The sequence below is a fragment of the Streptomyces sp. NBC_01460 genome (assembly GCF_036227405.1).
Lineage (GTDB): Bacteria > Actinomycetota > Actinomycetes > Streptomycetales > Streptomycetaceae > Streptomyces.
The window spans coordinates 5,007,146-5,033,539 of sequence record NZ_CP109473.1; the positions used below are offsets into that span (position 1 = coordinate 5,007,146).

Sequence of the window (26,394 nt, forward strand, 5' to 3'; positions counted from 1 at the left end):
GTACCTGATACGGCCGGTGCAGCACACAAGGAGAAACACCATGCCGAAGCCCGCGAAGGGCGCCCGTCTGGGCGGCAGCGCTGCGCACGAGAAGCTTCTTCTCATCAACCTCGCGAAGTCGCTGTTCGAGCACGGCCGCATCACCACGACCGAGGCCAAGGCCCGCCGCCTGCGTCCGGTCGCCGAGCGTTTCATCACCAAGGCGAAGAAGGGCGACATCCACAACCGTCGCCTGGTGCTGCAGTCGATCACGGACAAGGGCATCGTGCACACGCTCTTCACCGAGATCGCCCCGCGGTACGAGAACCGCCCCGGTGGTTACACCCGCATCACCAAGATCGGCAACCGTCGTGGCGACAACGCCCCGATGGCCGTCATCGAGCTGGTCGAGGCGCTGACCGTGGCCCAGCAGGCCACCGGTGAGGCCGAGGCCGCGACGAAGCGTGCCGTCAAGGAAGACGCCGTCAAGAAGGACGAGGCTCCGGCCGAGTCCGTCGAGGACACCAAGACGGCCGACGCCGCCGAGGAGTCCAAGGACGCCTGAGCGTCCTGAGACCCAGGTACGGGCCCGCATCACCCTTCGGGGCGGTGCGGGCCCGTTCGGTTTTGAGAGGATCTTCGGGTGAGTGACGAGGCAGAGCCCGGATTCGTACGGGTACGGCTGGACCTTTCCTATGACGGCAAGGACTTCTCCGGCTGGGCGAAGCAGACCAGCAGGCGCACCGTGCAGGGCGAGATCGAGGACGCGCTGCGCACCGTGACGCGGTCGCCGGTGACGTACGACCTGACGGTCGCGGGGCGCACCGACGCGGGGGTGCACGCGCGCGGGCAGGTGGCGCACGTGGACCTGCCGGCGGAGGTGTGGGCCGAGCACCGGGAGAAGCTGCTGCGGCGGATGGCGGGGCGGCTGCCGCTGGACGTGCGGATCTGGCGGGCGGCCGAGGCCCCCGCGGGGTTCAACGCGCGCTTCTCCGCGCTCTGGCGGCGGTACGCGTACCGGGTGGGGGACCGGCCGGGCGGTGTGGACCCGCTGCTGCGGGGCCACGTGCTGTGGCACGACAGGCCGCTGGACCTGGACGCGATGAACGAGGCAGCCGCCCTGATGGTGGGGGAGCACGACTTCGCGGCCTACTGCAAGAAGCGGGAGGGCGCCACGACGATCCGGACGCTGCAGAAGCTGCACTGGGTGCGTGACACGGGGTCCGGGGTGCTGGAGGCGACCGTGCAGGCGGACGCGTTCTGCCACAACATGGTGCGGGCGCTGATCGGCGCGGCGCTGTTCGTCGGGGACGGACGGCGTCCCGCCGGGTGGCCGGCCGAGGTGCTGGCGGCGAAGGTGCGGGACCCGGGCGTGCACGTGGTGCGCCCGCACGGGCTGACGCTGGAGGAAGTGGCCTATCCGGCGGACGGTCTGCTGGCGGCCAGAGCCGTGGAGGCCCGGAACGTCAGGACGCTGCCGGGGGCGGGCTGCTGCTGACCGGTCTGCGGCGGCGCAGCGCGCGGAGCAGCCCGGTCGCGAAATACACGGCGACGGCGCTGGACGCGGTGGAGCGGTACCAGCCGATGTCGGGGGTCCACCAGGCGTAGACGGCCGCCGCGGTGAAGACCAGCAGGCCCAGGCCGCGCAGGACCCACCAGCGGGCGGGGTGGGCCCCGTCCGGGTGCGGGGTCTCCGGGTGGACGCCGTCCTTGGCGGTCAGGGTGTCCCGCATCCCCGCGAGGAAGCCCCGCCTGGCCAGCACCCGGGCGCCCGGGAGCCCCGTGAGGATCTCCTGCTCGCCGCCGTACCCCTCGGGCAGCGGCGGGAGGCCCAGGGCGGCGACCAGCTCGCCCTGGTGGCGGGCGGGGTCGCCGGTGGCCCTCAGGATGTGGGCCAGGGGGCGCGGGTCGGTGATCCCGTAGACCCGTGCCAGGGCGGCGGCCTTCGCGGTCGCCTCGGTGTGGTCGGCGGCGGGGGCGGCGGTCTCCCAGGTGTGTTCCGCCACCTTCCTGCCCCGGTGCAGCAGGGTGAAGCTGCCGCGTTCCGGGGTGCGGTGCAGGACCAGGGCGGGCCAGTCCTCAGCGGTGGTGAAGTTGTCCGCGGCCGAGGTGAGCGGGTCCTCGGGGAGCAGCGCCGCGCGCCTGCCGCGTACGGGGTCCGGGACGATCTCGACGTAGGTGTGCCGGCTGCCGGCGGGGGCCGTCCGCAGGCTGTGGCCGCAGATCAGGGCTGCCTGGGCGACCTCGGTGGGGCCGGTGGACGCGATCGCGACCGACCGGGGCGCGAGCTCGCGTTCCCAGTCGGGTGCGCCGGTGGCCGGGGGCCGGGGGGACGGGCGGAAGAAGGGGATCCTCATCGCCAGCTCCACACGTGTGTCGGAGCGGGCCTCCAGGAACTCGGCGCGGGCGTCGCCGAAGTAGGTCCAGGGGAAGGTCGTGGCGTGCACCCCGATGCTGCGGAAGGCGGTGAGGGCCTCCTCGTAGCGGCTCATCGACCACAGGACCAGGGCCAGGTGGTTGCGGAAGCCGGCGGCCTCCCGGTCGCCCGGGGCGTAGCTGTCCGACAGGGCCTGGGCGCGGGTCACCGCGGCCTCGGCCTGCTCGGTGTACGGGTCGGGGTCGGGGGTCTCCCCGTCGGCGATCAGGTACTCCACGACCGCTTGGAGCGGCAGCGCGTGGAGCCGTGAGCCGGGCGGTGCCTGGCCGGCCGCGCGCTCGGCGAAGGCGAACATCTCCTCGTGCGAGCCGTACCACTTGCCGCAGAGGTACTGGAGCGCCTGGACGTGGCAGCCCTCGTGGTGGGGGTCGCGTGCGTTCGCCTCGGCCAGATAGGTGTCGAACACCTCCCGCGGGGCCTGGATGCCCCGGGCCTGGGTCAGCGCGATACGCCACGGGACCGGGTCGTCGGGGTTGAGCTCGGCGGCTTCGGAGATCACCGGGACCGCGTCCCGCAGCACCGCGTGGAACGCCCGGAACTGGTCGGCCTCGACGTGCCTGGCGCGGGCGCCCGTCCGTATCTGCCAGGCCTGGCAGACGTACTGGTCGGCCTTGACCAGGACCGCGTCGGGGTCGTCCGGGGACTCGTCCAGCCAGCTGTCCAGCCACCCGGGGTGGTGCAGGGAGGCCCGCGCGAGGCGCGAGACACAGGTGTCCCGGCGCTCCCACTGGGCGTGCTCGCGGGTGGCCGCGAGCAGCTCCGCGGCCGGGGCGTGGTCACCGGCCGCCGCGGCCGCGAGGGCCTCCCGCAGCGAGGGGTCCGGGGCGTCGAGGACCACCGCCTCGTCCGGGGGCAGGTCGGCGCCCACCGCGTCGCTGTGGCGCAGGACGCGCGGGAGGGTGAGGAGGGTGGTCAGACGCACGGCGGCGGGTCCTCGGGTGAGGGGAGGGACGGGGCTGGTGCGTGGGGGACGGGCGGACGGTCAGGTGACGGGGGCACCCGCGGCGGCCGAGGCCTGGACCTCGCCGCGGTGTCGGATCTGCCGGAAGGTGAAGTCGGTCAGGTCGTCACCGACCGCGTACACGTTCCTGGACGCCGTGGTGACGTTCTTCCCGCTGGTGTAGCCGCCGACCGTGAAGTAGGCGTAGCGGCCGTAGGAGTTGGCGGTGCGCCGGCAGACGGATCCGCCGCGGCAGAAGGTGGGGACTCCCGAGCCGCTCAGTGAGGCGAGGCCGCCGGACGCCTGCTGGGCGGCCTTCCGGGCCTCCGCCTCGGTGCCGAAGACGGCGAGGCCGATGGTGACCGCGATGCCGTCCTTGCTGTACGTGGCGCGGATGACCTGGTCGCAGCCGTTGCCGTCGAGGATGCCGCCGAGGGCGCCCTGGGTCGTCGTGGCGCAGTTCGCCGTGCGGGCGGTGGCGCCCTTGGCGTAGACGCGGTCGCCCATGGTGAGCTTCCGGCCGGGGAAGAAGGCGTCGACGGTGACCGCGCCCTTGTCCTTCTTCTCGTCGGCTATGTAGTCCTTCGGGTCCGGCGGGGGCGGCGGGGCCACCGAGGAGAAGGAGGGTCCCGGCGCGGAGCTCTCCGAGGGCAGGTCGGCGGGGGCGGGCAGCTCACTCGCGTTCTTGTCCGGCCCGGAGGCGCCGCCGCCCCCGCCGGTCGTGATGACGGCGGTGGCCACGATCGCTGCCACCGCGGCGGTGGCCACCGCGCCACCGCCGATCAGCAGCCACTTCCTGCGCCTGGCACGCGAGGCGGACGCGTCCGCCAGTGCCGCCCAGTCCGGAGTCCGGCTCTCTCCCGGCCCCCAGGAGGGCCCCCCTTGCCCAAAGCTCATGCGGCGAATCCTAGACCGACCGTAATCCGGTTGGGCCAACGGTTCTCCTGCCGTGACAATGCTGTGCATGGGACATCTTGAAGCGGGCCACCTGGAGTACTACCTGCCGGACGGACGGGTGCTGCTCGGCGACGCCTCGTTCCGGGTGGCCGACGGTGCCGTCGTCGCGCTCGTCGGCGCGAACGGGGCGGGCAAGACGACCCTCCTGAGGCTGCTCGCCGGGGAGCTCCAGCCGCACGGCGGCTCGGTCTCGGTCAGCGGGGGGCTCGGCGTGATGGCCCAGTTCGTGGGCTCCGTACGGGACGAGCGCACCGTCCGTGACCTGCTGGTCTCCGTGGCCCAGCCCCGCATCAGGGTGGCGGCGGAGGCCGTCGACGCGGCGGAGGAACGCATCCTCACCGTGGACGACGAGGCCGCGCAGATGGCGTACGCGCAGGCACTGAGCGACTGGGCCGAGGTGCGGGGGTACGAGGCCGAGACGCTCTGGGACATGTGCACCATGGCCGCGCTCGGGGTCCCGTACGAGAAGGCGCAGTGGCGCGAGGTGCGCACGCTCAGCGGGGGCGAGCAGAAGCGGCTCGTCCTGGAGGCGCTGCTCAGGGGCCCGGACGAGGTGCTGCTGCTCGACGAGCCGGACAACTATCTGGACGTCCCCGGCAAGCGGTGGCTGGAGGAGAAGCTCAAGGAGACCCGCAAGACGGTGCTCTTCGTCTCCCACGACCGGGAGCTGCTCTCGCGGGCCGCCGAGAAGATCGTGAGCGTGGAGCCCAGCGCGGCGGGCTCGGACGTCTGGGTGCACGGCGGTGGCTTCGGGACGTACCACGAGGCCCGCAAGGAGCGGTTCGCGCGCTTCGAGGAACTCCTGCGGCGCTGGGAGGAGGAGCACGCCCGGCTGAAGGCGCTGGTCCTCCGGATGCGGCAGCAGGCGGCGAACAGCCCCGACATGGCCAACCGCTACCACGCGATGCAGACCCGCTTCAAGAAGTTCGAGGAGGCGGGGCCGCCGCCGGAGCCGCCGCGCGAGCAGGACATCAGGATGCGGCTGCGCGGCGGCCGGACCGGGGTGCGGGCGGTGACCTGCGTGAACCTGGAGCTCACCGGTCTGATGAAGCCGTTCGACCTGGAGATCTACTACGGGGAGCGGGTCGCCGTGCTCGGCTCCAACGGCTCGGGGAAGTCGCACTTCCTGCGGCTGCTCGCGGGGGAGCCGGTGGCGCACACCGGGGAGTGGAAGCTCGGGGCGCGGGTCGTGCCCGGCCACTTCGCCCAGACGCACGCCCATCCGGAGCTGCTCGGCAAGACGCTGGTGGAGATCCTCTGGTCCGAGCACGCCAAGGACCGGGGCGGCGCGATGGGGGTGCTGCGGCGCTACGAGCTGGAGCGCCAGGGCGACCAGGCCTTCGAGAGGCTGTCGGGCGGGCAGCAGGCACGGTTCCAGATCCTGCTCCTGGAGCTGGCCGGCACGACCGCCCTGCTGCTGGACGAGCCCACGGACAACCTGGACCTGGAGTCGGCCGAGGCCCTGCAGGACGGGCTGGAGGTGTACGACGGGACGGTCATGGCCGTCACGCACGACCGCTGGTTCGCGAAGTCCTTCGACCGGTACCTGGTCTTCGGCTCGGACGGGGTGGTGCGGGAGTCCACGGAGCCGGTCTGGGACGAGCGCCGGGTCGAGCGGAAGCGGTAGGGACGGCGCGTTTTGACCCGTCCCGGGCGGGGCGGGTACTGTCGGTGGTTGTTATACGTATGGGCTCAGGCGTTCTCACGCGAAGAGCCCCTGCGTAGGTTCTCTGGAGCAGTTACCAGTGGCTCGCATACGGGCATCGTCCCCGGCATTGTGAGCCCCAGCTGCATGATCGCTTCAGGGGTGCCATGTGTTGTCTGGACCTCATCCACTGAAGAAGCGAAGGCTACGAAGTGCGTACGTACAGCCCCAAGCCCGGCGATGTCACTCGCCAGTGGCACATCATCGACGCTGAGGACATCGTCCTCGGCCGTCTGGCCACCACGGCCGCGAACCTCCTCCGAGGCAAGCACAAGGCGATCTACGCCCCCCACATGGACATGGGCGACTTCGTCATCATCATCAACGCCGAGAAGGTCCACCTCTCCGGCAACAAGAAGACCCAGAAGATGGCGTACCGCCACTCGGGCTTCCCGGGCGGTCTCCGTTCCGTGCGTTACGACGAGCTCCTCGCGAAGAACCCCGAGAAGGCTGTCGAGAAGGCCATCAAGGGCATGATCCCCAAGAACACCCTGGGTCGCCAGATGATCTCGAAGCTCAAGGTCTACGCGGGCGACCAGCACCCGCACGCTGCGCAGCAGCCGGTCCCGTTCGAGATCACCCAGGTCGCGCAGTAGTTCCGGCCTCCCCCCTAAGACGTAAAGAAAGATCTGAGGAGCATCGTGGCCGAGACCACTGTTGAGACGACCGCCGACGACACGGCGGGCACCGAGGGCGAAGAGACCTTCGCCGAGGTGACCACCTTCGAGTCGGAGGTCCCCGTCGAGGGTGAGTACACCTCCGAGTCGCTCGCGGGCCGCTTCGGCGACCCGCAGCCCGCGGCCGGCCTCGGCCGTCGCAAGAACGCCATCGCCCGCGTCCGGATCGTTCCGGGCACCGGCAAGTGGAAGATCAACGGTCGCACCCTTGAGGACTACTTCCCCAACAAGGTGCACCAGCAGGAAGTCAACGAGCCCTTCAAGGTGCTCGAGCTCGACGGCCGCTACGACGTCATCGCCCGCATCTCGGGTGGCGGCGTCTCCGGTCAGGCCGGTGCCCTGCGCCTCGGCGTGGCCCGCGCGCTGAACGAGGCGGACGTGGACAACAACCGCGCCACGCTGAAGAAGGCCGGCTTCCTCTCCCGCGACGACCGTGCGGTCGAGCGCAAGAAGGCCGGTCTCAAGAAGGCCCGTAAGGCTCCGCAGTACAGCAAGCGCTAAATCTCGCCTGCTCGTCTGCTTTACACGTTCGCCCCGGCGGCACACACCGTGCTGCTGGGGCGTTCGTTTATCAGCCCTCGCGGGCGTATAACGGCTTAAGACGTTTGCACGTTTATAGGGCTGGCAGCCTCGGGCGCGCCCTTCTCTGCTGTGCCTTGCCTCACTTTGCCCTGATTTGATTACTTTGGTTTTGCGGTTTTCGGAGCACTCTCGGAGGACACCAGTGGGACAACTCTTCGGTACCGACGGCGTCCGCGGTGTCGCCAACGCGGACCTGACGGCCGAGCTCGCGCTCGGACTCTCGGTCGCGGCGGCGCACGTACTGGCCGAGGCGGGCACCTTCGAGGGGCACCGGCCGACCGCCGTGGTGGGCCGCGACCCACGCGCGTCCGGAGAGTTCCTGGAGGCCGCTGTCGTGGCGGGCCTGGCCAGCGCCGGAGTGGACGTCCTGCGGGTCGGGGTGCTCCCCACCCCGGCCGTCGCCTACCTCACCGGCTCGCTCGGCGCCGACATCGGTGTCATGCTCTCGGCCAGCCACAACGCCATGCCGGACAACGGCATCAAGTTCTTCGCGCGCGGCGGCCACAAGCTCGCCGACGAGCTGGAGGACCGCATCGAGACGGTCTACGAGCAGCACCGCACCGGCGAGCCCTGGGCCCGCCCGACCGGCGCCGGAGTGGGCCGGGTCACCGACTACGCCGAGGGCTTCGACCGGTACGTCGCCCACCTCATCGGAGTCCTGCCGAACCGGCTCGACGGCCTGAAGGTCGTCCTCGACGAGGCACACGGCGCCGCCGCCCGTGTCTCGCCGGAGGCGTTCGCCCGGGCCGGGGCCGAGGTCGTCACCATCGGTGCCGAACCGGACGGCCTCAACATCAACGACGGCTGCGGCTCCACGCACCTGGAGCTGCTGCGGGCCGCCGTCGTCGAGCACGGCGCCGACCTCGGCGTCGCCCACGACGGCGACGCGGACCGCTGCCTGGCCGTGGACGCGAACGGTGAGGAGATCGACGGCGACCAGATCCTGGCCGTGCTCGCCCTGGCCATGCGCGAGGCCGGCCAGCTGCGCAAGGACACCGTCGTCGGCACCGTCATGTCGAACCTCGGTTTCAAGACGGCGATGGAGCGGGAGGGCATCCACCTCGTCCAGACCGCCGTCGGTGACCGCTACGTCCTGGAGTCGATGAAGGCCGAGGGCTTCGCGCTGGGCGGCGAGCAGTCCGGCCACGTCATCGTCCTGGACCACGCCACCACGGGTGACGGCACACTGACCGGGCTGATGCTCGCGGCCCGGGTCGCCGCCACCGGACGTACCCTCGCCGACCTGGCGGGTGTGATGCGGCGCCTCCCGCAGGTCCTCGTCAACGTGCCGGACGTCGACAAGTCCCGCGTGGACACCTCGCCCGAGGTGGCCGCCGCGGTGGCACGGGCCGAGCACGACCTGGGCGACACCGGGCGCGTCCTCCTGCGGAAGTCGGGCACCGAACCGCTCGTACGGGTCATGGTCGAGGCCGCCGACCTGGAGCAGGCGCGTGCCGTGGCCGGTCAGCTGGCCGACGTGGTGAAGTCCGCGCTGGGCTGACGGACCGCCGGTCAGACGGACGGCCCCGGCTCCACGGCCGGGGCCGTCCCGCGTCCCGCCTCCAGCTCCTGGAGGATGCGGGTCAGGTCGGCGGGGCGGCCGCGAGGCGGACGACCCGTACGTCCAGGAGCCCGCCCCCGTCCATCGCGCCCACCCCGGTCAGGCCCGCCCCGGCCGCCCCGAGTGCGGCGGAGCACCACAGGGCGCGCCTCCGGAGCGGATGGGCGCTCACTTCCCGGGCATCGGCCATACCCGGGATGGTGCCACCGGCCGGGCCGCACCCGCCTGTGCGGTGTACGGCAGCGTCGGACCACGTCACATTGCCGGTCCGTCACAGTGCCGGGCCGTCACGCTGCCGGTCCGTCACCCGCCGGGCCCCCGGTCAGCTGGAACCGGTCGGCAGCCGCCGGCTCGCCGGAGCGGTACGACGCCGCGCGCTCCACAACGCCCTCTGGACCAGCAGCGTCAGCGTCCCCGCGAGGACGATCCCGCCCAGGTTGGCCAGCAGCTGCACCGAGGATCCCCAGGTCTGCGGAAGGTCCTGGTAGCTGAACGCGACCGCGGCGTTGGCGGCCGCCGGCACCGTCGTGACCGAGATCGCCACGCCGATCAGCGCCCCCGACTTCGCCGAGGTCAGCGAGAGAGTCCCGGCGATGCCCGCCAGGACGGCCACGACGAAGGACATCCAGTCCGGATGCCAGATGAAGCCGGTGTTGGGCCGCTCCGCCGTGACCATGTCCTCCGTGAACAGCCCGAGCACGTCCATCAGCCAGGCGAAGCCCGCCGTGAGCGCCATCGCCACCACGAAGCCGCCGATCAGCGCCCACAGCGACCGCCCCACCAGCCGGGGCGCCCGCTGCACGAGCGCCGTCGAGATCCCGGCCAGCGGGCCGAACTCCGGGCCCACCGCCATCGCTCCCACGATCAGGACCGCGTTGTCCAGCATCACCCCGCAGGCGGCGAGCATCGTCGCGAGGGCGAGGAAGGCCACATAGGTGGCGCTGAAGGTCGACTCCTCGTGGGTGACCTCGCTCAGCTCCTCCCAGAGCACCGCGTCCGCCCCCTCGCCCGGAGCCGCCCGTTCGGCCTCGTCGGCGCGCTTGGAGAGGGTGAGGTCTATGTTCTCGACCGTGATCGAGCCGCTGTCGTCGATGCCCATCTTCCGCAGGGCGCCGATCAGTTCGTCTCCGGCCTCCCTCGCGACGTCGCACAGGACGACGTCGCCCACCGGGCTCCGCGCGGCACCCGTGAGCACCGCGACATGGGCGGTCCCCACGGTGTGCTCGATCAGCTCCACCACCTCGTCGGTGCGGTCGGCGGGCACGATGAGGCGCAGATGCAGCACGGCGCATCCCTTCCGGAGTCAGAGTTTGCGCAGTGACAGGCGCTGGACCTTGTGGTCCGGCCCCTTGCGCAGCACCAGGGTGGCACGGCCGCGCGTGGGTGCCACGTTCTCCAGCAGGTTGGGCTTGTTGATGGTCCGCCACATCGTGCGTGCGTAGTCCAGTGCCTCCGCCTCGGAGACCTGGGTGTACTTCCGGAAGTACGAGAACGGGTTCTGGAACGCCGTCTCGCGCAGCCTGCGGAAGCGGTGGAGGTACCAGGTCTCGATGTCCTCGGCCTTCGCGTCGACGTACACGCTGAAGTCGAAGTAGTCCGCGAGCCCGACCCTGGTCCGGCCGTCCTTGCCGGGCAGCGCCGGCTGGAGCACGTTCAGCCCTTCGACGATGAGGATGTCGGGGCGCCGCACGGTCAGCCGCTCGCCGGGCACGATGTCGTAGATCAGGTGGGAGTAGACCGGGGCCGTCACCTCGTCCTTGCCGGCCTTGATGTCGGCGACGAACCGGGTCAGCGCCCGCCGGTCGTACGACTCGGGGAACCCCTTGCGCGACATCAGCCCCCGCGCCTCGAGCTCCTTCATCGGCAGCAGGAACCCGTCGGTCGTCACCAGCTCGACCCGGGGGTGCTCGGGCCAGCGCGCCAGCAGCGCCTGCAGGATGCGGGCGCTGGTGGACTTGCCGACGGCGACACTGCCCGCGACGCCTATGACGAACGGGGTGCCGCGCTGCTCGCCGTGCCCGTTGCCCGCGTCGCCCAGGAAGGTGTTCAGGGCGCCGCGCAGGCCGGAGGTGGCCTGGACGTAGAGGTTGAGCAGCCGGGACAGCGGCAGATAGACGTCGCGGACCTCGTCGAGGTCGATGACGTCGCCGAGTCCTCTCAGCTTCTCGACCTCCTCGGCGGTCAGCGGCAAGGGGGTCTTGTCACGCAGGGCGCTCCACTCGGCCCGGGTCAGGTCGACGTAGGGCGTCGGCGCGTGCTCGGTGCGGCGGGTGCTCCGTGCGGGCGAAGTGATCACGTACTCATTGTTGCGGGAGTTTTGACGGAGTGGGGGGTGGGGTCGGTCACGTGGGGGACCGGAAGCGCCCTGACCCGCTGAGGGCGTGGGCCGCGGTGATGATCACCCTGCTCGCCGAGCGGATCCGGCCCGTTGGTAGCCTGCCGCTCCGCCTGCGGCAGACGACCGCCGTCGGACGGGTGGATCCATTCCCTGCGTGACCGATGAGGTGCGAATGAAGACAAGTGGCAGAACCGGCGCCGCCGGCGTGGTGGTAGGGGCACTCGCCCTCACGGCGATCGCGGCTCCCGCGGCGCAGGCGGCAGGCACCGGGATCACGGTGTCCCAGGTCGTCGTCAACGGGGGAAGGTCCGTGATCGTGGGCACCTCGGACGTGAAGGAGCCGTCCCTCACCTTCCGGGTGACCCTTCCCGTCGGCTACAGCACGGGCGACTGGTCCGCGTGGTCCGCGCGCCCGTTCCTCTACCACGGCACGACCGTGGCCGCAGGGCTGGACGACGGCGGTCTCCGCACCGGCATCTACACCTGTTACCCGACGACTCCCCGGATCGCGGACTGCGAGGGCAGCCTGTACATCGATCCGCGCTACGACCTCGACTCGGGCAACGACGCCACCACCTGGAAGATCGGCGCCCTGACGCAGCTCTGGAAGCCCGGTGGCGGGCTCAAGGCGGAGCAGTACGTCACCGCCTCCGGTGGTGTGAAGGTCAAGCGCTGGGCGAAGGTCACGGTCAACGCCTCACCCGAACCGGTGGTGAAGGGCAGGGCGATCACCGTCACCGGCAGCCTGACGCGGGCGGACTGGGTGAAGCACACGTACACCGGCTACGCGGGCAAGTCGGTCAGCCTGCAGTTCCGCAAGGCGGGCAGCTCCGTCTACTCGACGGTCAGGACGGCGACCTCGTCCAGCACGGGCGCGCTGAAGACCACGGTCACGGCCTCGGCCGACGGCTACTGGCGCTGGTCGTTCGGCGGCTCGTCCACGTCGGGCACGGCCACCGCAGCCGGCGACTACGTCGACGTGCGCTGAGCCCTGCCGTACCGGCGGCCCGCCTCACGGGAGGGTTTCGCCGGTACGGCAGCTCCGGCCGTCGTGGACTCACCCGCCGGCCGGACGCCCGCGGAGGCGGGCCCGGAGCGACGCCGCCATCCGGTCGGCCTCACCGGCCGTCACGCGCTCGTGCTCCGGGGCCCGGAGCAGATCGAAGACTCCCGGGCCGCGGTGCTCCGGCGCCAGGTCCGCCGTGCGCGGCACGATGTGGAAGTGCACATGGGCGAAGCCTTCGGCCTCGGCGAACTGGACGACGTACGTCTTCTCGCAGCCGGTCACGCCGCGCAGCGCCCGGGAGAGGCGGATCTGCCACGCCCCCAGCGTCGAGGCCTCCGCGTCGGTGAGGTCGTGCACCGCCGTCACGTGGCGGCGGGGCAGCAGCACGAGCCAGCCCGGAACCGAGGTGGTGAAGGAGTGGGCCACCCGCCAGTGCCGGTCGAAGTCGACGCGTTCCCGCGGCGGCAGTTCGTCGAACCGTGCTTCCTGGACGCACGCGTAGCACTCAGGGGTCGTCATGACCCGAGAGCGTAGAACCGTCCCGCCCGGAGCGCACCGGTCCCTCCCGCCCGGGCCAGGTGTCCGCACCCCTGTCGCGGACACCTGCCCCGGCCGGGAGGGACCGGGCCGTGCGGATCAGGGCTTGGCGCCCTCGGCGTCGACGACGGCCGCGACGGTGCGGGCCGAGTCGATGGTGATGTCACCGGCGGTGTACTTCTGGGCGGGGGCGCCCTGGAAGTCCTCGGGCCACTCCGGCTCGTAGTCCTCCGTGACCACGAAGCGCAGGCCCGCGTAGCTGAAGTCGTACGGGGAGAGGAGGATCTCCCGGCGCTGGTGGGTGCCCTTCTCCTCCCGGGTGACGGCGACGGCCTCGCGGCCCGCCGCGTCCTTGACGAGGTGGTCGGTGATCTCGATGCCGGGGATCGTGGCCATGGCCCGGTAGATGCGGGCGAGGGCGGCCGGGGGGAGCGGGTAGGACTCGATCAGCACGCCCAGCCCGCGGAAGGTCTGCTCCTCCTTGTCCTCGGCGGCCGCTCCGGCGGTGGTGTCGGCCGGGTAGAGCTCACGGACCCGGGCCAGCAGGGCCACGGGGTCCTCGGGCAGGGCGGCGGCGGCCCGGTAGATCTCGCGGGCCGAGTGCTCGTCGTCCGACCGGTCCTTGTCCATGGCGGGATCCCGGTACGGAATCCAGGAGTCGGGGTTGTACTCGACCTCGCCCGCCTGGCTGTCCGGGACCTTCAAGCGCGGCTCCCCCAGCACACTCCTGGTGTAGATCCACTGGTCGTCGCGGGGTTCCGGGGGAGGGGTCACGCCCTCCAGGAAGTCGGCGGCCCCGCCCAGCGTCTCGGCCGCGGGGCGGGACAGGTCGAGGCCGGCCGCCGTGGCGGCGGGGCCCGTGGTGTGCGGGTCGGACGTGCCGACCAGCTGGGTGCCGAGCAGGGCCGCCACGGTGACCGCCACGGCCGCGCCGACGGCGGCGAGCCGCCAGTCGGTCCGCAGGCGGCGTTCGCGCCGGCCGCCCGCGATGGCGGCGGTCAGGCGCTGCCGTCCGGGAGCGAGCGTGGACCGGTCGGGCTCCGGGGCGTCGGCGCGCAGCTCGCGCAGACGGGTCATTTCGTCCATGTCGGATTCAGCTCCTGCTGGGCCGAAGGGAAGGCGGGGTCGGTGCTCAGCGCCTCGCGGACCTTGCGGCGGGCGCGGTTGAGGCGTGAGCGGACGGTGCCGAGCGGTATGCCGAGCGCGTCGGCCACCTCCTGGTAGCCCAGGTCCGCCCAGGCGACCAGCAGCAGCACGTGCCGGTCCCCGGGGGAGAGCGCGGCGAGCGCGCCGGCCAGCGGCGCCTGGACGGCGATCCGGTCGTCCGAGCGCTCGCTCCAGGACGCGGCGACGGGGTCCTCCCCGGTGCGCGCCAGGGCCTTGAGGGCGCGCACCTCGCTGCGCCGGTGCCTGCCGATGAGATTGGCGGCGATGCCGTACAGCCAGGGCCGGGCGAGACGGTGGGAGGTGTCGTAGCGGGCGCGTGTACGGAAGGCGATCAGGAACGTCTCGGCGGTGATGTCGTCCGCCGCGCCCTCCCCGAGGCGGCGGGCGGTGTACCGGTGGATGTCCGCCGCATGACGGTCGTACAGCCCGGCGAAGAGCTCCGGTTCGCGCAGGGACCGGGTGATCGTCTCCGCGTCGTCCGCCCCGGTCGGCGGGGGTGGTCGTAGGTCGGGCACAGCGCCTCCGGCGGTCGGGCGGGTGAGTGTGGGCACCCGCTGTTGCCCGCAGCGGCCGGAAAGGTTCACGGGGGCGGGATGGCGGTCCGGACCGACAGGGTGACAGACACTTTTGGCGCAGTGGCGTGCGCTTCGGCGCCGCCCCGGCCGAGGACCCCGGCCTTATGGTGGCGATATGTGCGGAATCGTGGGTTACGTCGGGACGCAGTCGGCGCAGGATGTCGTTGTCGCGGGGCTGAAGCGGCTGGAGTACAGGGGGTACGACTCCGCCGGGGTCGCTGTCCTCGCGGACGGGGGGCTGGCCTCCGCGAAGAAGGCGGGGAAGCTCCTCAACCTGGAGAAGGAGCTCAAGGACCGGCCGCTGCCGGCCGGGAACACCGGGGTCGGGCACACCCGTTGGGCCACGCACGGCGGGCCCACCGACGTCAACGCGCACCCGCACCTGGACAACGCGGGCCGGGTCGCCGTGGTGCACAACGGGATCATCGAGAACTTCGCGGTGCTGCGCGAGGAGTTGGCCGGCCGGGGCCACGACCTGGCCTCCGAGACCGACACCGAAGTGGTGGCCCATCTGCTGGCCGAGGCGTACTCGTCCTGCGGTGACCCTGCGGAGGCCATGCGGCAGGTGTGCCGGCAGCTGGAGGGCGCGTTCACCCTGGTCGCCGTCCACGCCGACGAACCGGACGTGGTGGTGGGGGCCCGGCGGAACTCACCGCTCGTCGTCGGGGTGGGGGACGGCGAGATGTTCCTCGCCTCCGACGTGGCCGCCTTCATCGCGCACACCAGGGACGCGATCGAGCTGGGCCAGGACCAGGTGGTCGAGCTGCGGCGGGACGGAGCGACGGTCACCGGCTTCGACGGCCGGCCCGCCGACGTGCGCGCCTACCACGTGGACTGGGACGCGTCGGCCGCGGAGAAGGGCGGCTACGCCTCCTTCATGCTCAAGGAGATCGCCGACCAGCCCAAGGCCGTCGCCGACACCCTGCTCGGCCGGGTCGACGGCTCGGGCACGCTCCACCTCGACGAGGTGCGCATCCCGCCGAGTGTGCTCCGGGAGGTGACCAAGGTCGTCATCGTCGCCTGCGGGACCGCCTTCCACGCCGGGATGATCGCCAAGTACGCCATCGAGCACTGGACCAGGCTGCCCTGCGAGACCGAGCTCGCCAGCGAGTTCCGCTACCGCGACCCGATCCTGGACCAGCGCACCCTCGTCGTCGCGATCTCGCAGTCGGGCGAGACGATGGACACGCTGATGGCCGTCCGGCACGCCCGTGAGCAGGGGGCGAAGGTCCTCGCCATCTGCAACACGAACGGTTCGACCATCCCGAGGGAGTCGGACGCCGTCCTCTACACGCACGCGGGTCCGGAGGTGGCCGTCGCCTCCACCAAGGCGTTCCTCACGCAGCTCGTCGCCTGCTACCTCGTCGCGCTGTACCTGGGGCAGGTGCGGGGCACCAAGTGGGGCGACGAGATCCGTACCGTCGTGCGCCAGCTCTCCGAGATGTCCGGCGCGGTCGAACGCGTGCTGGGGACGATGGAGCCGGTGCGCGAGCTCGCCCGCTCGCTGTCCGGCCACGACACGGTGCTCTTCGTGGGGCGGCACGTGGGCTACCCGGTGGCCATGGAGGGCGCGTTGAAGCTCAAGGAGCTCGCGTACATGCACGCCGAGGGCTTCGCCGCGGGGGAGCTCAAGCACGGGCCGATCGCGCTCATCGAGGAGGGCCTGCCGGTCGTCGTGATCGTGCCGTCCCCGCGCGGCCGTTCGGTGCTGCACGACAAGATCGTGTCGAACATCCAGGAGATCAGGGCCCGCGGAGCCCGTACCGTCGTCATCGCGGAGGAGGGCGACGAGGAGGTCGTCCCGTACGCCGACCACCTCATCAGGATCCCGGTCACGCCTACGCTGCTTCAGCCGCTGGTCGCCACGGTGCCGTTGCAGGTCTTCGCGTGCGAGCTGGCGACCGCCCGGGGCAACGAGGTGGACCAGCCGCGCAACCTGGCGAAGTCCGTGACAGTCGAGTGAGTGAGTGAGCGCGTGATCATTGGGGTCGGGATCGATGTGGCGGAGATCGAGCGCTTCGGCGCCGCGCTGGAGCGCACGCCCCAGCTGGCCGATCGGCTCTTCCTGGAGCGGGAGTTGCTGCTGCCGGGCGGGGAGCGACGGGGAATCGCCTCGCTGGCGGCCAGGTTCGCCGCCAAGGAGGCCCTGGCCAAGGCTCTGGGCGCCCCGGGCGGACTGCTCTGGACCGACGCCGAGGTCTGCGTCGAGGAGAGCGGCCGGCCCCGGCTGGAGGTGCGCGGCACCGTCGCGGCACGGGCGGCCGAGCTCGGCGTGCGCAGCTGGCACGTGTCGCTCAGCCACGACGCGGGGGTGGCGTCGGCCGTGGTGATCGCGGAGGGTTGAGGCATGCGACATGCCTACAGCGTCGAGACCGTACGGGCCGCCGAGAAGGCACTCATGGCACGGCTGCCGGACGGGGCGCTGATGCAGCGCGCCGCGGCCGGACTCGCGGTGGCCTGCGGTGATCTGCTCCGGCGCAACGGACGGGTGTACGGCTCCCGGGTGCTCCTCCTCGTCGGCAGCGGCGACAACGGCGGGGACACGCTCCACGCGGGAGCCCGGCTGGCCCGGCGCGGAGCAGGCGTACGGGCCCTGCTGACCTCGCCGGACACGGTCCACCGGGCCGGACTGGCCGCCCTGCTCGCGGCGGGCGGGCAGGTCCTGGACACCCCCGACGGGCTGGGCCCCGTCGACCTCGTCGTCGACGGCATCACCGGGATCGGGGGCCGCGGCGGCCTGCGCCCCGAGGCGGCGGAGCTGGTGCGCGCCGTCACCCGGGGGCATGCGCCGGTGCTGGCGGTGGACCTGCCGAGCGGGGTCGAGGCCGACACCGGGCAGGTGCTCGGCGCGGCCGTGCGGGCGGACGCCACCGTCACCTTCGGCACGTACAAGCCGGGGCTGCTCATCGACCCGGCCGCCGAGCACGCGGGTGCGCTCCGGCTCGTCGACATCGGCCTGACGGCGCAGCTGCCCGCGCGCCCGGACCTGGAGGCCCTCCAGTACGCCGACGTCGCCGCCCTGCTGCCCGAGCCCGACGCCGAGAGCGACAAGTACCGCCGCGGGGTCGTCGGGGTGGCCGCCGGCTCGGAGCGGTATCCGGGCGCGGCCGTGCTCGCGGTCGCCGGGGCGCTGCACGGCGGCGCGGGAGCCGTGCGCTACGCGGGTCCCGGGGCCGACGCGGTGATCGCCCGCTTCCCGGAGACCCTGGTGCACCCCGGGCCGCCGTCGAAGGCGGGCCGGGTGCAGGCCTGGGTGGTCGGGCCGGGGCTCGGCGACTCCTCGGCGGCGGCCGGGGCGGTGGCCGACGTGCTGGCCGCGGACGTCCCGGTGCTGGTCGACGCGGACGGGCTGCGGCTGATGGACGAGGGGGCCGTGCGCTCCCGGACCGCCGCCACCGTCCTCACCCCGCACGCCGGCGAGGCCGCCGCGCTGCTCGGCGTCCCGCGCGAGGAGGTCGAGGCGGGGCGGCTCGCCGCCGTACGGGAACTGGCCGCGCGGTACCGCGCCACGGTGCTGCTGAAGGGCTCGACGACTCTCGTGGCGGACGCCGCGGACCTGCCGGTGCGGGTCAACCCGACCGGTACGTCCTGGCTGGCCACGGCGGGCAGCGGCGACGTGCTGTCCGGACTGACCGGTTCGCTGCTGGCCGCGGGTCTCGCACCGCGTGACGCCGCGTCGGTGGGCGCCTATCTGCACGGCCTCGCGGCCCGCCGGGCGTCCGACGGGGCACCGGTGTCCGCCCAGGACGTGGCAGGCGCCCTCCCGGCGGCCTGGCGGGACGTGCGGGCCTGATCCACGCTGGAACGAAGGCCGGGAACAGCCGGGCCCCGAACGACGGGAACGGACGGTGATCGGTCGTGGCCAGCGGCAGCGGCATACGCGTACGCAGGGTGTACGACCTGCCGGAGGACGACGACGGGACCCGTGTCCTGGTCGACCGGCTCTGGCCGCGCGGGATCTCCGAGGAGCAGGCGGCGGTCGACCTGTGGGCCAAGGACGTGACGCCGTCCGACGAGCTCCGCACCTGGTACCACGAGGACCGCACGGGCGACCGGTACGACGCATTCGCCGACCGTTACCGCGCCGAGCTCCGCGACCCCGCCCACACCGAGGCCGTCGAGGGGCTGCTGGCGCTGCTGCGCGAGGGCGGCGCCGTCACCCTCGTGACCTCCGTGAAGGACGTCCCGGCCAGCCATGTCCCGGTCCTCGTCGCGCATCTGGAGGACGCCCTGGACCACCGCTGACCGCCTCACCGGGCACAGGAGGTCGAGGGCACAGGCGTACGGCTCTGAGAGACTGGGCGCGATGAACGAGACAGCGACCCTGAGAGCCCGTGCCGAGATCGACCTCGACGCGCTGCGCGCCAATGTGCGCGCCCTGCGTGCGCGGGCGTCCGGGGCGCAGCTCATGGCCGTGGTGAAGTCCGACGCGTACGGGCACGGAGCGGTGCCCTGCGCCAGGGCGGCGCGGGAGGCCGGCGCGGCCTGGCTGGGCACCGCCACGCCGCAGGAGGCGCTCGCGCTGCGGGCCGCCGGCATCGGCGGACGGATGATGTGCTGGCTGTGGACGCCCGGAGGGCCCTGGCGCGAGGCGGTCGAGGCGGACATCGACGTCTCGGTGAGCGGGATGTGGGCCCTCGACGAGGTCGTCGCCGCCGCCACGGAGGCAGGTGTCCCGGCCCGGGTCCAGCTCAAGGCCGACACGGGCCTCGGACGCAACGGCTGCCAGCCCGCGGACTGGCCGGAGCTGGTCACGGCCGCGCGCGCCGCCGAGGAGGCGGGTGTCCTGCGGATCACCGGTCTCTGGTCGCACTTCGCCTGTGCCGACGAGCCCGGCCACCCGTCGATCGCCGCCCAGCTGGACGTCTTCCGGGACATGGTGGCGTACGCAGAGAAGGAAGGCGTCCGGCCCGAGGTGCGGCACATCGCCAACTCCCCGGCGACGCTCACGGTGCCGGAGTCCCACTTCGACCTGGTGCGCACCGGGATCGCGATGTACGGCATCTCGCCCAGCCCCGAGCTGGGCACCGCCGCCGACTTCGGTCTGCGCCCCGTGATGACGCTCGCGGCGTCCGTCGCCCTGGTCAAGCAGGTGCCCCCGGGCCACGGCATCAGCTACGGGCACCACTACACGACCTCCGCCGAGACGACGCTGGCCCTGGTGCCGGTCGGCTACGCGGACGGCGTCCCGCGCCACGCCTCGGGCCGGGGGCCCGTCCTGGTGGGGGGAGCCGTCCGCAGGGTCGCGGGCCGGGTCGCGATGGACCAGTTCGTGGTCGACCTCGGGGGCGACACCCTGGAGGCGGGCGCGGAAGCCGTGCTGTTCGGGCCGGGGGACCGGGGCGAGCCGAGCGCGGAGGACTGGGCCCGGGCGGCGGACACGATCGCGTACGAGATCGTCACGCGCATCGGCCCCCGCGTCCCCCGCGTCCATCTCCACGAGGACTCCGGCAGGGACTGAGCCGGTCCGGGCAGGATCATGGTCCGACGACGACGACAACGACGACGAAGGAGCGCGGCACCGTGAGCGAGACCAGCGCGGAGGACGTGGTGGCGACAGCGGCCGTCGCGGCGGCCGGCTGGCGCCGGGCGGGCGTCGCCGGTGCGGCGATAGGCGTCATCGCCGCCGGTGCGGCCGCGGGCGTCGCCGTCGAGCGGCTCACCGTGGGCCGCGGCATGCGCAAGAAGGCCCGCCTGGCCCTGGACGCCTCCGGTCCGTACGGGTCCCTGCGCGGGCTGCCCGGCCGGGCGGTCGCCGACGACGGCACCGAGCTGTACTACGAGGTCGACGAGATCGAGCCGGACGGCGGGACGAGCCGTGCGGGCAGGGGCTCCGCCGGGGCGAGCGCCCCCGCGGGCTCCGGAGGGCGCCGGCGCAGGCTCTTCGGCAGCAAGGACCCCGCGCCCCTGACCGTCGTCTTCAGCCACGGATACTGCCTCGGCCAGGACTCCTGGCACTTCCAGCGGGCGGCCCTGCGCGGGCTGGTGCGTACGGTCCACTGGGACCAGCGCAGCCACGGCCGCTCGGAGCGGGGCAGGGCGCAGGCCGAGGGCGTACCGGTCGGCATCGACCAGCTCGGCCGTGATCTCAAGGCGGTCCTGGACGCGGCGGCCCCCGAGGGCCCGCTGGTGCTCGTCGGGCACTCCATGGGCGGCATGACGATGATGGCGCTCGCCGACCGGTACCCGGAGCTGATCCGCGACCGGGTGGCCGCCGTCGCGTTCGTCGGGACGTCGAGCGGCAAGCTCGGCGAGGTGAACTTCGGGCTCCCGGTGGCGGGCGTGAACGCCGTGCGCCGGGTGCTGCCCGGGGTGCTGAAGGCGCTCGGTTCGCAGGCGGAGCTGGTGGAGCGGGGGCGGCGGGCGACCGCGGACCTGTTCGCGGGGCTGATCAAGCGGTACTCGTTCGGCTCGCGGGACGTGGACCCCGCGGTCGCGCGGTTCGCGGAGCGGCTCATCGAGTCGACCCCGATCGATGTGGTCGCCGAGTTCTACCCGGCGTTCACCGAGCACGACAAGAGCGGCGCCCTGCCCGCCTTCCGCGACATCCCGGTGCTCATCCTGGCCGGGGACAAGGACCTCGTGACGCCCAGCTCGCACAGCGAGGCCATCGCGGACGAGCTTCCGGACGCCGAGCTGGTCATCGTGCCGGACGCCGGGCACCTGGTGATGCTGGAGCACCCGGAGACGGTCACCGACCGTCTCGCGGACCTGCTGGTACGGATCGGAGCCGTTCCGGCCGAGGCACGCTGATCCTCTAACGTTGGTCGGCATGGAAGCAGCGCACAACGGCCCGGTGGCCGACCCCGTCGCACCGGCCGCCGTCACCCTGGACGTCGCCGTCGAGTCCCCCGAAGAGATGAAGGAGCTGGGCCGCCGGATCGCCGGTGTGCTGGCCCCCGGCGACCTGGTCATGCTCACCGGTGAGCTCGGCGCGGGCAAGACCACCCTGACCCGCGGCCTCGGCGAAGGCCTCGGGGTGCGGGGTGCCGTCACCTCGCCGACCTTCGTGATCGCCCGGGTCCATCCGCCGCTGGGCGGGGGCCCCGCCCTGGTCCATGTCGACGCGTACCGCCTGGGCGGAGGCCTCGACGAGATGGAGGACCTCGACCTGGACGTGAACCTGCCGGAGTCGGTGATCGTCGTGGAGTGGGGCGACGGCAAGGTCGAGGAGCTGTCGGAGGACCGGCTCCGCGTGGTGATCGACCGCGCCGTCGGCGACACGGACGACGAGCGCCGCACGGTGACCCTGGTGGGGATCGGGGCGCGCTGGGCGGGGCTGGGCGCGGAGCTGGCGGCGCGCTGAGTGCGGGCGCCGACGGACCGCGCGCGGCGGCTTCCGCGCCGGGGCTCCCCGTACGGCGCTCCCCGGCGCATTCCGTACCCGTACGTCCCGGTGCTTTCCGACAGGACGTCGGTAAAATGTTGCGCCAGGGAGGCCCGTCGTGGTCACATGGGGTACAGAGGCTGGTTAGGTCTACCTAACTGTGTCTCTCGTCGAAGCCCGAGGAGGCATCCATGCCGGCACCCGAGCGTGAAGTGCACCCGCAGTCGCCGCAGGCGTCACGGCCGGAGACACCGACGGCGTCCGCGGTGTCGATGAGGGACCTGCTGGCTTCCTGCGCCGCCGCGACAGCGGTGTCCACGCCGCCCCGCGACGCGCAGGCGCACGAGGACGGCGTGCAGGACGTGCCGCCCGCCGAGGAGCGCGACGCGGCCTGACCTCCCGCAAGGGAGCACGGCTGGGCGCGCTACGGGACGACGACGACCTTCACGCCGACCGTCGCGAAGGTCCACACCACGTTGCCGTCGGCCCGCTTCATCCGCACCCCGCCGGTCTTCTTGGTGGGGTCGGGGCTCTCCAGCGAACCGTCCTGGGCGGCGCTGAAGCCCACGGAGACGTCGCCGACGTCCGCGAAGCGCACCACGTGTTCGATCAGGACGCCGTCGGACCCCTTGATGCTGCCGGAGCGCGAGGTCACCCGGTAGACGCCGGGCAGCGGGCTCACGGAGCTCGGCATCACGGTGAACGTCCGGAGCGCCTTCTCCTTGTCGTCCACGATCCACACGCGGCGGTCCTTCAGCGCGTACACCACACGGGCCCCGGTGTCGGAGTCCTCCGGGATCGCGAGGGGCGCCTTCGGAGCCGCGGGCTTCCTGGAGGGGGTGGCCTTCGGCCCCGAAGCCTCCGCCGACGGGACGGCGACCGAGTCGGGCGCGTTCGCCGACGCCTGGTAGGCGAGGAAACAGACCGCGGCCAACGCCGCGGCGGTGAGCCCGGCCACGATTCCCGAGCTGCCCCTTGCCACCGTGAGGTCCCCTTTCACATGCCGTCCGTCGCATGTCGTACAAGCATTTACGTCGTACACGCGTATACCCGGCGACGGTACCAGCAGCGGAAGGGGAGGCCGGGACGACGTACGGGCTGCCGTGGCCGAGTCGGCGGAGCCGTAGGCTGTTTGTGTGCTGCTGCTCGCCATGGATACCGCCACCCCCGCCGTCACCGTCGCCCTCCACGACGGCGCCTCCGTCGTCGCCGAGACCGGTCAGGTCGACGCCCGCAGGCACGGGGAGCTGCTGCTCCCCGCCGTCGACCGGGTCCTCACCGAGGCCGGGGTGACCCTCGACGCCGTGACCGGCCTGGTCGTCGGGGTCGGACCCGGCCCGTACACCGGGCTGCGCGTCGGCCTGGTCACCGCGGCGACCTTCGGCTCCGCCCTCTCCGTGCCCGTGCACGGGCTGTGCACGCTCGACGCCCTCGCGTACGCCGCCGGACGGGAGGGCCTCGAAGGCCCGTTCGCCGTCGCGACCGACGCGCGCCGCAAGGAGGTCTACTGGGCGCGGTACGAGGACTTCCGCACGCGGGACGGCGAACCCGCCGTCGACCGGCCCGCCGACATCGCCGACCGGCTCGCCGGACTCCCCGTGGCCGGCGCCGGTGCGCTGCTCTACCCCGAGGCCTTCCCGGAGGCCCGCGGCCCGGAGCACGTCTCCGCCGGAGCCCTCGCCGCCCTGGCCGCCGAGCGGCTGGCCGCCGGCGCGGCGCTGCTGCCGCCGCAGCCGCTCTACCTGCGCAGGCCGGACGCCCAGGTCCCCAAGAACTACAAGGTGGTCACCCCCAAGTGACCACCGCGACCGCTGTGCTCCGCGAGATGCGCTGGTGGGACATCGCGCCGGTGCTCGAGCTGGAACACCAGCTGTTCCCCGACGACGCCTGGTCGGCGGGCATGTTCTGGTCCGAGCTGGCCCGCGCCCGCGGGCCGCGTGCCACCCACCGCTACGTCGTGGCCGAGGACCCCGCGGACGGCCGGATCGTCGGCTACGCGGGCCTCGCCTCGGCCGGTGACCTCGCCGACGTCCAGACGATCGCGGTCAGCCGCGGTCAGTGGGGCGGCGGCCTGGGATCCGAACTCCTGACCGACCTGCTCCGGCACGCCACCGCCTTCGAGTGCACCGCGGTGCTCCTGGAGGTCCGTGTCGACAACACCCGCGCGCAGAAGCTCTACGAACGCTTCGGCTTCGAACCCATCGGCTTCCGCCGGGGGTACTACCAGCCGGGGAACATCGACGCACTCGTCATGCGTCTGACCGTACAAGGAACAGAGACAGACTGATGGCTGACGAACCGCTCGTACTCGGTATCGAGACCTCCTGCGACGAGACCGGCGTCGGCATCGTGCGCGGCACGACGCTCCTCGCCGACGCCGTCGCCTCCAGCGTCGACACGCACGCCCGCTTCGGAGGCGTCGTCCCGGAGATCGCCTCCCGCGCCCACCTGGAGTCGATGGTCCCCACCATCGAGCGCGCCCTGAAGGACGCCGGGATCAGCGCCCGTGACCTCGACGGCATCGCGGTCACCGCCGGTCCCGGGCTCGCCGGCGCGCTGCTCGTCGGCGTCTCGGCGGCCAAGGCGTACGCGTACGCGCTGAACAAGCCGCTCTACGGGGTGAACCACCTGGCCTCCCACATCTGCGTCGACCAGCTGGAGCACGGCCCGCTGCCCGAGCCGACGATGGCCCTGCTGGTGAGCGGCGGGCACTCCTCGCTGCTGCTGGCCCCGGACATCACCAACGACGTGCGGCCGCTGGGCGCGACCATCGACGACGCGGCGGGCGAGGCCTTCGACAAGATCGCCCGGGTCCTGGACCTCGGCTTCCCCGGCGGTCCGGTCATCGACCGGCTGGCACGGGAGGGCGACCCGAAGGCGATCGCGTTCCCGCGCGGACTGAGCGGCTCCCGCGATCCCGCGTACGACTTCTCGTTCTCCGGTCTGAAGACGTCCGTGGCGCGCTGGATCGAGGCGAAGCGCGCGGCCGGTGAGGACGTGCCCGTACGGGACGTGGCGGCGTCCTTCCAGGAGGCCGTCGTGGACGTCCTCACCCGCAAGGCCGTCCGCGCCTGCAAGGACGAGGGCGTCGACCACCTGATGATCGGCGGCGGGGTCGCCGCCAACTCGCGGCTCCGGGCGCTCGCGCAGGAACGGTGCGAGAAGGCGGGGATCCGGCTGCGGGTGCCCCGGCCGGGCCTGTGCACGGACAACGGGGCCATGGTCGCCGCGCTGGGCGCCGAGATGGTGGCGCGCAACCGCCCGGTGTCCGACCTGGACCTCTCCGCGGACTCCTCGCTGCCGGTCACGGAACCCCATGTGCCGGGTGCGGGCGGCCACAGCCACGGCCACGACCATGTGCACGAGATCAGCAAGGACAACCTCTACTCATGACCGTCGCCCTGATGTGGGAGGCCCGCGCGGCGGAGGGCCGTGGCGCGGAGCTGCTGGAGTGGGCCCGGGCGAGGGTGTCCGAACTGGCCGGGGAGCCGCTGCGCAGCGAGCTGCTGCGCGCCCCCCAGGACCGGGTGCTCGTGCTGACCTGGTGGGACGCGGGATACGACGAGATGTCCGAGCTGCCGGAGCTGCCGGAGCCGGAGGCCGGCCTGATCAGCCGCCCGGTCCACCGGTGGCGCTTCGAGTCGCTCGGCCCTGCGGGCGGCTGATGTCGCTCCGCCCGGCGGGCGGCTGACGGGGGCCGTGGCACGCGTGTTCCGATGACTTTCCGGGGCGGGACCGGTCTACCTTGCACGCGAACGACGGCGTTCCGAGCGAAGGAGCAGACCATGCAGAAGATCAGGCCCTGTCTGTGGTTCGACAACCAGGCGGAGGAAGCGGCCGAGTTCTACGTCTCGGTCTTCGGCGGTGACTCCCGCATCGAGAACGTCACCCGCCGGCCCGAGGGGTCCGAGTCGGCCGGATCGGTGCTGACCGTCGACTTCGTGCTCGCCGGCCAGGAGTACCTGGGCCTCAACGGCGGCCCGCAGTTCACCTTCGACGAGGCCGTCTCGCTGAGCGTGGACTGCGCGGACCAGGAGGAGGTCGACCGGCTGTGGGCGAAGTTCACCGAGGACGGTGAGGAGAGCCAGTGCGGGTGGCTGAAGGACAAGTACGGGCTGTCCTGGCAGATCGTGCCGCGCGAGCTGCCGGAGCTGCTCAGCGGCCCCGACCGGGCCCGGGCGGAACGGGCGATGAAGGCCATGATGGGGATGCGGAAGCTGGACGTCCAGGCTCTCCGGGACGCCTGAGCCCCGGCCACGCCGTGCGCGGGCAGGGGAAGGGGCGCACCCTGGGAACAGGGAATCCGGGAGGTGACCGTCATGATGGAGACCACCGTCGGATGGCATATCGAGCTGGAATTCGAGGAGGACACCCACCGCACCCGTGCGGCGGCCCTCGTACGGCTCAGCGACGGGACCGAGGTACGGGCCCACGGATACGCCAGCCGTCACCCCTCCGACACGCTGCAGCCACGGGTGGGCGAGGAGATCGCCGGTGCCCGCGCGCTGAACGAACTCGCGATGAAGCTGCTCACCAAGGCGCACGACGAGATCGACGACGCGTCAGGCCGCACGTCGTATCCACTGACCTGACCTGACCTGACCTG

At 72.5% G+C, this 26,394-nt stretch carries 30 protein-coding genes; 21 read left to right on the top strand and 9 right to left on the bottom strand.

Annotated elements, in window-relative coordinates; genetic code table 11:
- Positions 1–40 precede the first annotated feature (40 nt).
- Entirely contained in the window at positions 41–544 is a 504-nt protein-coding gene (gene rplQ, locus OG488_RS22670; RefSeq protein WP_329231850.1) for a 50S ribosomal protein L17, read from the top strand.
- 78 nt (positions 545–622) lie between these two features.
- Positions 623–1,477, top strand: a complete 855-nt coding sequence (gene truA / locus OG488_RS22675; protein ID WP_329231851.1) for a tRNA pseudouridine(38-40) synthase TruA — start codon at positions 623–625, stop codon at positions 1,475–1,477.
- Here truA and OG488_RS22680 read toward each other — a convergent pair.
- Together OG488_RS22680 and OG488_RS22685 are read right to left on the bottom strand one after the other, a co-directional pair.
- Positions 1,446–3,338 carry a hypothetical protein gene (locus tag OG488_RS22680; RefSeq protein WP_329231852.1) on the bottom strand — a complete coding sequence of 631 codons (1,893 nt, stop codon included), beginning with the start codon at positions 3,336–3,338 and terminating at the stop codon, positions 1,446–1,448. The two genes, truA and OG488_RS22680, sit on opposite strands and share 32 nt — an antisense overlap.
- A 60-nt stretch (positions 3,339–3,398) precedes the next feature.
- Positions 3,399–4,253, bottom strand: coding sequence for a hypothetical protein (locus tag OG488_RS22685; RefSeq protein WP_329231853.1), 855 nt, complete (start codon positions 4,251–4,253; stop codon positions 3,399–3,401).
- A gap of 67 nt (positions 4,254–4,320) precedes the next feature.
- Here OG488_RS22685 and OG488_RS22690 point away from each other — a divergent pair, with 67 nt between their 5' ends.
- The 4 genes from OG488_RS22690 to glmM all read left to right on the top strand — a co-directional run bounded on the left by OG488_RS22690 (position 4,321) and on the right by glmM (position 8,778).
- Positions 4,321–5,940 carry an ATP-binding cassette domain-containing protein gene (locus tag OG488_RS22690; RefSeq protein ID WP_329231855.1) on the top strand — a complete coding sequence of 540 codons (1,620 nt, stop codon included), beginning with the start codon at positions 4,321–4,323 and terminating at the stop codon, positions 5,938–5,940.
- A 230-nt stretch (positions 5,941–6,170) separates the two neighbouring features.
- On the top strand, positions 6,171–6,614 hold the full coding sequence (rplM, locus tag OG488_RS22695) for a 50S ribosomal protein L13 (protein ID WP_024490227.1): 444 nt from the start codon (positions 6,171–6,173) through the stop codon (positions 6,612–6,614).
- Between the two features lie 45 nt (positions 6,615–6,659).
- On the top strand, positions 6,660–7,196 hold the full coding sequence (gene rpsI, locus OG488_RS22700) for a 30S ribosomal protein S9 (RefSeq protein ID WP_382089866.1): 537 nt from the start codon (positions 6,660–6,662) through the stop codon (positions 7,194–7,196).
- A gap of 223 nt (positions 7,197–7,419) precedes the next feature.
- Entirely contained in the window at positions 7,420–8,778 is a 1,359-nt protein-coding gene (gene glmM, locus OG488_RS22705; protein WP_329231857.1) for a phosphoglucosamine mutase, read from the top strand.
- An 82-nt stretch (positions 8,779–8,860) separates the two neighbouring features.
- On the opposite strand, the gene OG488_RS22710 is transcribed toward glmM, so the two are convergent.
- The 3 genes from OG488_RS22710 to coaA form a co-directional block, all read right to left on the bottom strand.
- Complete coding sequence (locus OG488_RS22710) at positions 8,861–9,028, bottom strand: hypothetical protein (protein ID WP_329231859.1); 168 nt, start codon at positions 9,026–9,028, stop codon at positions 8,861–8,863.
- A 132-nt stretch (positions 9,029–9,160) separates the two neighbouring features.
- A complete protein-coding gene (locus OG488_RS22715; protein WP_329231861.1) occupies positions 9,161–10,123 on the bottom strand; it encodes a DUF389 domain-containing protein in 963 nt (320 codons plus the stop codon).
- 18 nt (positions 10,124–10,141) lie between these two features.
- Positions 10,142–11,134, bottom strand: a complete 993-nt coding sequence (coaA, locus tag OG488_RS22720) for a type I pantothenate kinase (protein ID WP_329231862.1) — start codon at positions 11,132–11,134, stop codon at positions 10,142–10,144.
- A 214-nt stretch (positions 11,135–11,348) separates the two neighbouring features.
- On the opposite strand from coaA, the gene OG488_RS22725 reads away from it, so the two are divergent.
- Complete coding sequence (locus OG488_RS22725) at positions 11,349–12,164, top strand: hypothetical protein (protein WP_329231863.1); 816 nt, start codon at positions 11,349–11,351, stop codon at positions 12,162–12,164.
- 69 nt (positions 12,165–12,233) lie between these two features.
- Here the strand turns inward: OG488_RS22725 and OG488_RS22730 are convergent, their stop codons facing one another.
- From OG488_RS22730 to OG488_RS22740, 3 genes are all read right to left on the bottom strand, one after another.
- On the bottom strand, positions 12,234–12,701 hold the full coding sequence (locus OG488_RS22730; RefSeq protein ID WP_329231865.1) for an HIT family protein: 468 nt from the start codon (positions 12,699–12,701) through the stop codon (positions 12,234–12,236).
- 117 nt (positions 12,702–12,818) lie between these two features.
- Positions 12,819–13,805 (bottom strand): CU044_5270 family protein, encoded by a 987-nt coding sequence (locus OG488_RS22735; protein ID WP_329231867.1) that lies wholly within the window; start codon positions 13,803–13,805, stop codon positions 12,819–12,821.
- On the bottom strand, positions 13,793–14,401 hold the full coding sequence (locus tag OG488_RS22740) for an RNA polymerase sigma factor (RefSeq protein ID WP_329231869.1): 609 nt from the start codon (positions 14,399–14,401) through the stop codon (positions 13,793–13,795). The genes OG488_RS22735 and OG488_RS22740 overlap by 13 nt, the downstream gene beginning before the upstream one ends.
- 175 nt (positions 14,402–14,576) lie before the next feature.
- On the opposite strand from OG488_RS22740, the gene glmS reads away from it, so the two are divergent.
- The 8 genes from glmS (at position 14,577) to OG488_RS22780 (ending at position 22,183) form a co-directional block, all read left to right on the top strand.
- Entirely contained in the window at positions 14,577–16,424 is a 1,848-nt protein-coding gene (gene glmS, locus OG488_RS22745) for a glutamine--fructose-6-phosphate transaminase (isomerizing) (RefSeq protein ID WP_329231871.1), read from the top strand.
- A 12-nt stretch (positions 16,425–16,436) separates the two neighbouring features.
- Entirely contained in the window at positions 16,437–16,805 is a 369-nt protein-coding gene (locus tag OG488_RS22750; protein ID WP_329231873.1) for a holo-ACP synthase, read from the top strand.
- Between the two features lie 3 nt (positions 16,806–16,808).
- Entirely contained in the window at positions 16,809–18,254 is a 1,446-nt protein-coding gene (locus OG488_RS22755) for an NAD(P)H-hydrate dehydratase (protein ID WP_329231875.1), read from the top strand.
- A gap of 65 nt (positions 18,255–18,319) precedes the next feature.
- The gene (locus OG488_RS22760; protein ID WP_329231877.1) at positions 18,320–18,706 is read left to right on the top strand and encodes a DUF488 domain-containing protein; all 387 of its coding nucleotides are present in this window, start codon (positions 18,320–18,322) and stop codon (positions 18,704–18,706) included.
- 61 nt (positions 18,707–18,767) lie between these two features.
- Positions 18,768–19,922 (top strand): alanine racemase, encoded by a 1,155-nt coding sequence (gene alr, locus OG488_RS22765; RefSeq protein WP_329231879.1) that lies wholly within the window; start codon positions 18,768–18,770, stop codon positions 19,920–19,922.
- 62 nt (positions 19,923–19,984) lie between these two features.
- Positions 19,985–21,214 carry an alpha/beta fold hydrolase gene (locus OG488_RS22770; RefSeq protein ID WP_329231881.1) on the top strand — a complete coding sequence of 410 codons (1,230 nt, stop codon included), beginning with the start codon at positions 19,985–19,987 and terminating at the stop codon, positions 21,212–21,214.
- A 19-nt stretch (positions 21,215–21,233) separates the two neighbouring features.
- On the top strand, positions 21,234–21,767 hold the full coding sequence (tsaE, locus tag OG488_RS22775; RefSeq protein ID WP_329231883.1) for a tRNA (adenosine(37)-N6)-threonylcarbamoyltransferase complex ATPase subunit type 1 TsaE: 534 nt from the start codon (positions 21,234–21,236) through the stop codon (positions 21,765–21,767).
- 212 nt (positions 21,768–21,979) lie between these two features.
- Positions 21,980–22,183, top strand: coding sequence for a hypothetical protein (locus tag OG488_RS22780; protein ID WP_329231885.1), 204 nt, complete (start codon positions 21,980–21,982; stop codon positions 22,181–22,183).
- Between the two features lie 29 nt (positions 22,184–22,212).
- Here the strand turns inward: OG488_RS22780 and OG488_RS22785 are convergent, their stop codons facing one another.
- On the bottom strand, positions 22,213–22,770 hold the full coding sequence (locus tag OG488_RS22785) for a hypothetical protein (RefSeq protein ID WP_329231887.1): 558 nt from the start codon (positions 22,768–22,770) through the stop codon (positions 22,213–22,215).
- Between the two features lie 169 nt (positions 22,771–22,939).
- Here OG488_RS22785 and tsaB point away from each other — a divergent pair, with 169 nt between their 5' ends.
- The 6 genes from tsaB to OG488_RS22815 all read left to right on the top strand — a co-directional run bounded on the left by tsaB (position 22,940) and on the right by OG488_RS22815 (position 26,380).
- Positions 22,940–23,587 carry a tRNA (adenosine(37)-N6)-threonylcarbamoyltransferase complex dimerization subunit type 1 TsaB gene (gene tsaB / locus OG488_RS22790; protein ID WP_329238931.1) on the top strand — a complete coding sequence of 216 codons (648 nt, stop codon included), beginning with the start codon at positions 22,940–22,942 and terminating at the stop codon, positions 23,585–23,587.
- Entirely contained in the window at positions 23,584–24,075 is a 492-nt protein-coding gene (gene rimI / locus OG488_RS22795) for a ribosomal protein S18-alanine N-acetyltransferase (protein ID WP_329231889.1), read from the top strand. Before tsaB ends, rimI begins: the two co-directional genes overlap by 4 nt.
- On the top strand, positions 24,075–25,181 hold the full coding sequence (gene tsaD / locus OG488_RS22800; RefSeq protein WP_329231891.1) for a tRNA (adenosine(37)-N6)-threonylcarbamoyltransferase complex transferase subunit TsaD: 1,107 nt from the start codon (positions 24,075–24,077) through the stop codon (positions 25,179–25,181). The genes rimI and tsaD overlap by 1 nt, the downstream gene beginning before the upstream one ends.
- Positions 25,178–25,453 (top strand): hypothetical protein, encoded by a 276-nt coding sequence (locus tag OG488_RS22805; protein ID WP_329231893.1) that lies wholly within the window; start codon positions 25,178–25,180, stop codon positions 25,451–25,453. Before tsaD ends, OG488_RS22805 begins: the two co-directional genes overlap by 4 nt.
- Positions 25,454–25,573: 120 nt before the next feature.
- The gene (locus OG488_RS22810) at positions 25,574–26,035 is read left to right on the top strand and encodes a VOC family protein (protein ID WP_329231895.1); all 462 of its coding nucleotides are present in this window, start codon (positions 25,574–25,576) and stop codon (positions 26,033–26,035) included.
- 72 nt (positions 26,036–26,107) lie between these two features.
- The gene (locus OG488_RS22815; protein WP_329231897.1) at positions 26,108–26,380 is read left to right on the top strand and encodes a DUF1876 domain-containing protein; all 273 of its coding nucleotides are present in this window, start codon (positions 26,108–26,110) and stop codon (positions 26,378–26,380) included.
- Positions 26,381–26,394 lie beyond the last annotated feature (14 nt).

What these genes read in the sequence shown, in the direction of transcription:
- OG488_RS22815 (WP_329231897.1), top strand. Translation starts at nt 26,108, where the DNA reads ATGATGGAGACCACCGTCGGATGGCATATCGAGCTGGAATTCGAGGAG.
- tsaB (WP_329238931.1), top strand. Translation starts at nt 22,940, where the DNA reads ATGGATACCGCCACCCCCGCCGTCACCGTCGCCCTCCACGACGGCGCC.
- glmS (WP_329231871.1), top strand. Translation starts at nt 14,577, where the DNA reads ATGTGCGGAATCGTGGGTTACGTCGGGACGCAGTCGGCGCAGGATGTC.
- OG488_RS22735 (WP_329231867.1), bottom strand. Translation starts at nt 13,805, where the DNA reads ATGGACGAAATGACCCGTCTGCGCGAGCTGCGCGCCGACGCCCCGGAG.
- OG488_RS22725 (WP_329231863.1), top strand. Translation starts at nt 11,349, where the DNA reads ATGAAGACAAGTGGCAGAACCGGCGCCGCCGGCGTGGTGGTAGGGGCA.
- OG488_RS22685 (WP_329231853.1), bottom strand. Translation starts at nt 4,253, where the DNA reads ATGAGCTTTGGGCAAGGGGGGCCCTCCTGGGGGCCGGGAGAGAGCCGG.
- OG488_RS22805 (WP_329231893.1), top strand. Translation starts at nt 25,178, where the DNA reads ATGACCGTCGCCCTGATGTGGGAGGCCCGCGCGGCGGAGGGCCGTGGC.
- OG488_RS22810 (WP_329231895.1), top strand. Translation starts at nt 25,574, where the DNA reads ATGCAGAAGATCAGGCCCTGTCTGTGGTTCGACAACCAGGCGGAGGAA.
- OG488_RS22730 (WP_329231865.1), bottom strand. Translation starts at nt 12,701, where the DNA reads ATGACGACCCCTGAGTGCTACGCGTGCGTCCAGGAAGCACGGTTCGAC.
- OG488_RS22755 (WP_329231875.1), top strand. Translation starts at nt 16,809, where the DNA reads ATGCGACATGCCTACAGCGTCGAGACCGTACGGGCCGCCGAGAAGGCA.
- alr (WP_329231879.1), top strand. Translation starts at nt 18,768, where the DNA reads ATGAACGAGACAGCGACCCTGAGAGCCCGTGCCGAGATCGACCTCGAC.
- OG488_RS22710 (WP_329231859.1), bottom strand. Translation starts at nt 9,028, where the DNA reads ATGGCCGATGCCCGGGAAGTGAGCGCCCATCCGCTCCGGAGGCGCGCC.
- rplQ (WP_329231850.1), top strand. Translation starts at nt 41, where the DNA reads ATGCCGAAGCCCGCGAAGGGCGCCCGTCTGGGCGGCAGCGCTGCGCAC.
- OG488_RS22690 (WP_329231855.1), top strand. Translation starts at nt 4,321, where the DNA reads ATGGGACATCTTGAAGCGGGCCACCTGGAGTACTACCTGCCGGACGGA.
- tsaE (WP_329231883.1), top strand. Translation starts at nt 21,234, where the DNA reads ATGGAAGCAGCGCACAACGGCCCGGTGGCCGACCCCGTCGCACCGGCC.
- OG488_RS22780 (WP_329231885.1), top strand. Translation starts at nt 21,980, where the DNA reads ATGCCGGCACCCGAGCGTGAAGTGCACCCGCAGTCGCCGCAGGCGTCA.
- tsaD (WP_329231891.1), top strand. Translation starts at nt 24,075, where the DNA reads ATGGCTGACGAACCGCTCGTACTCGGTATCGAGACCTCCTGCGACGAG.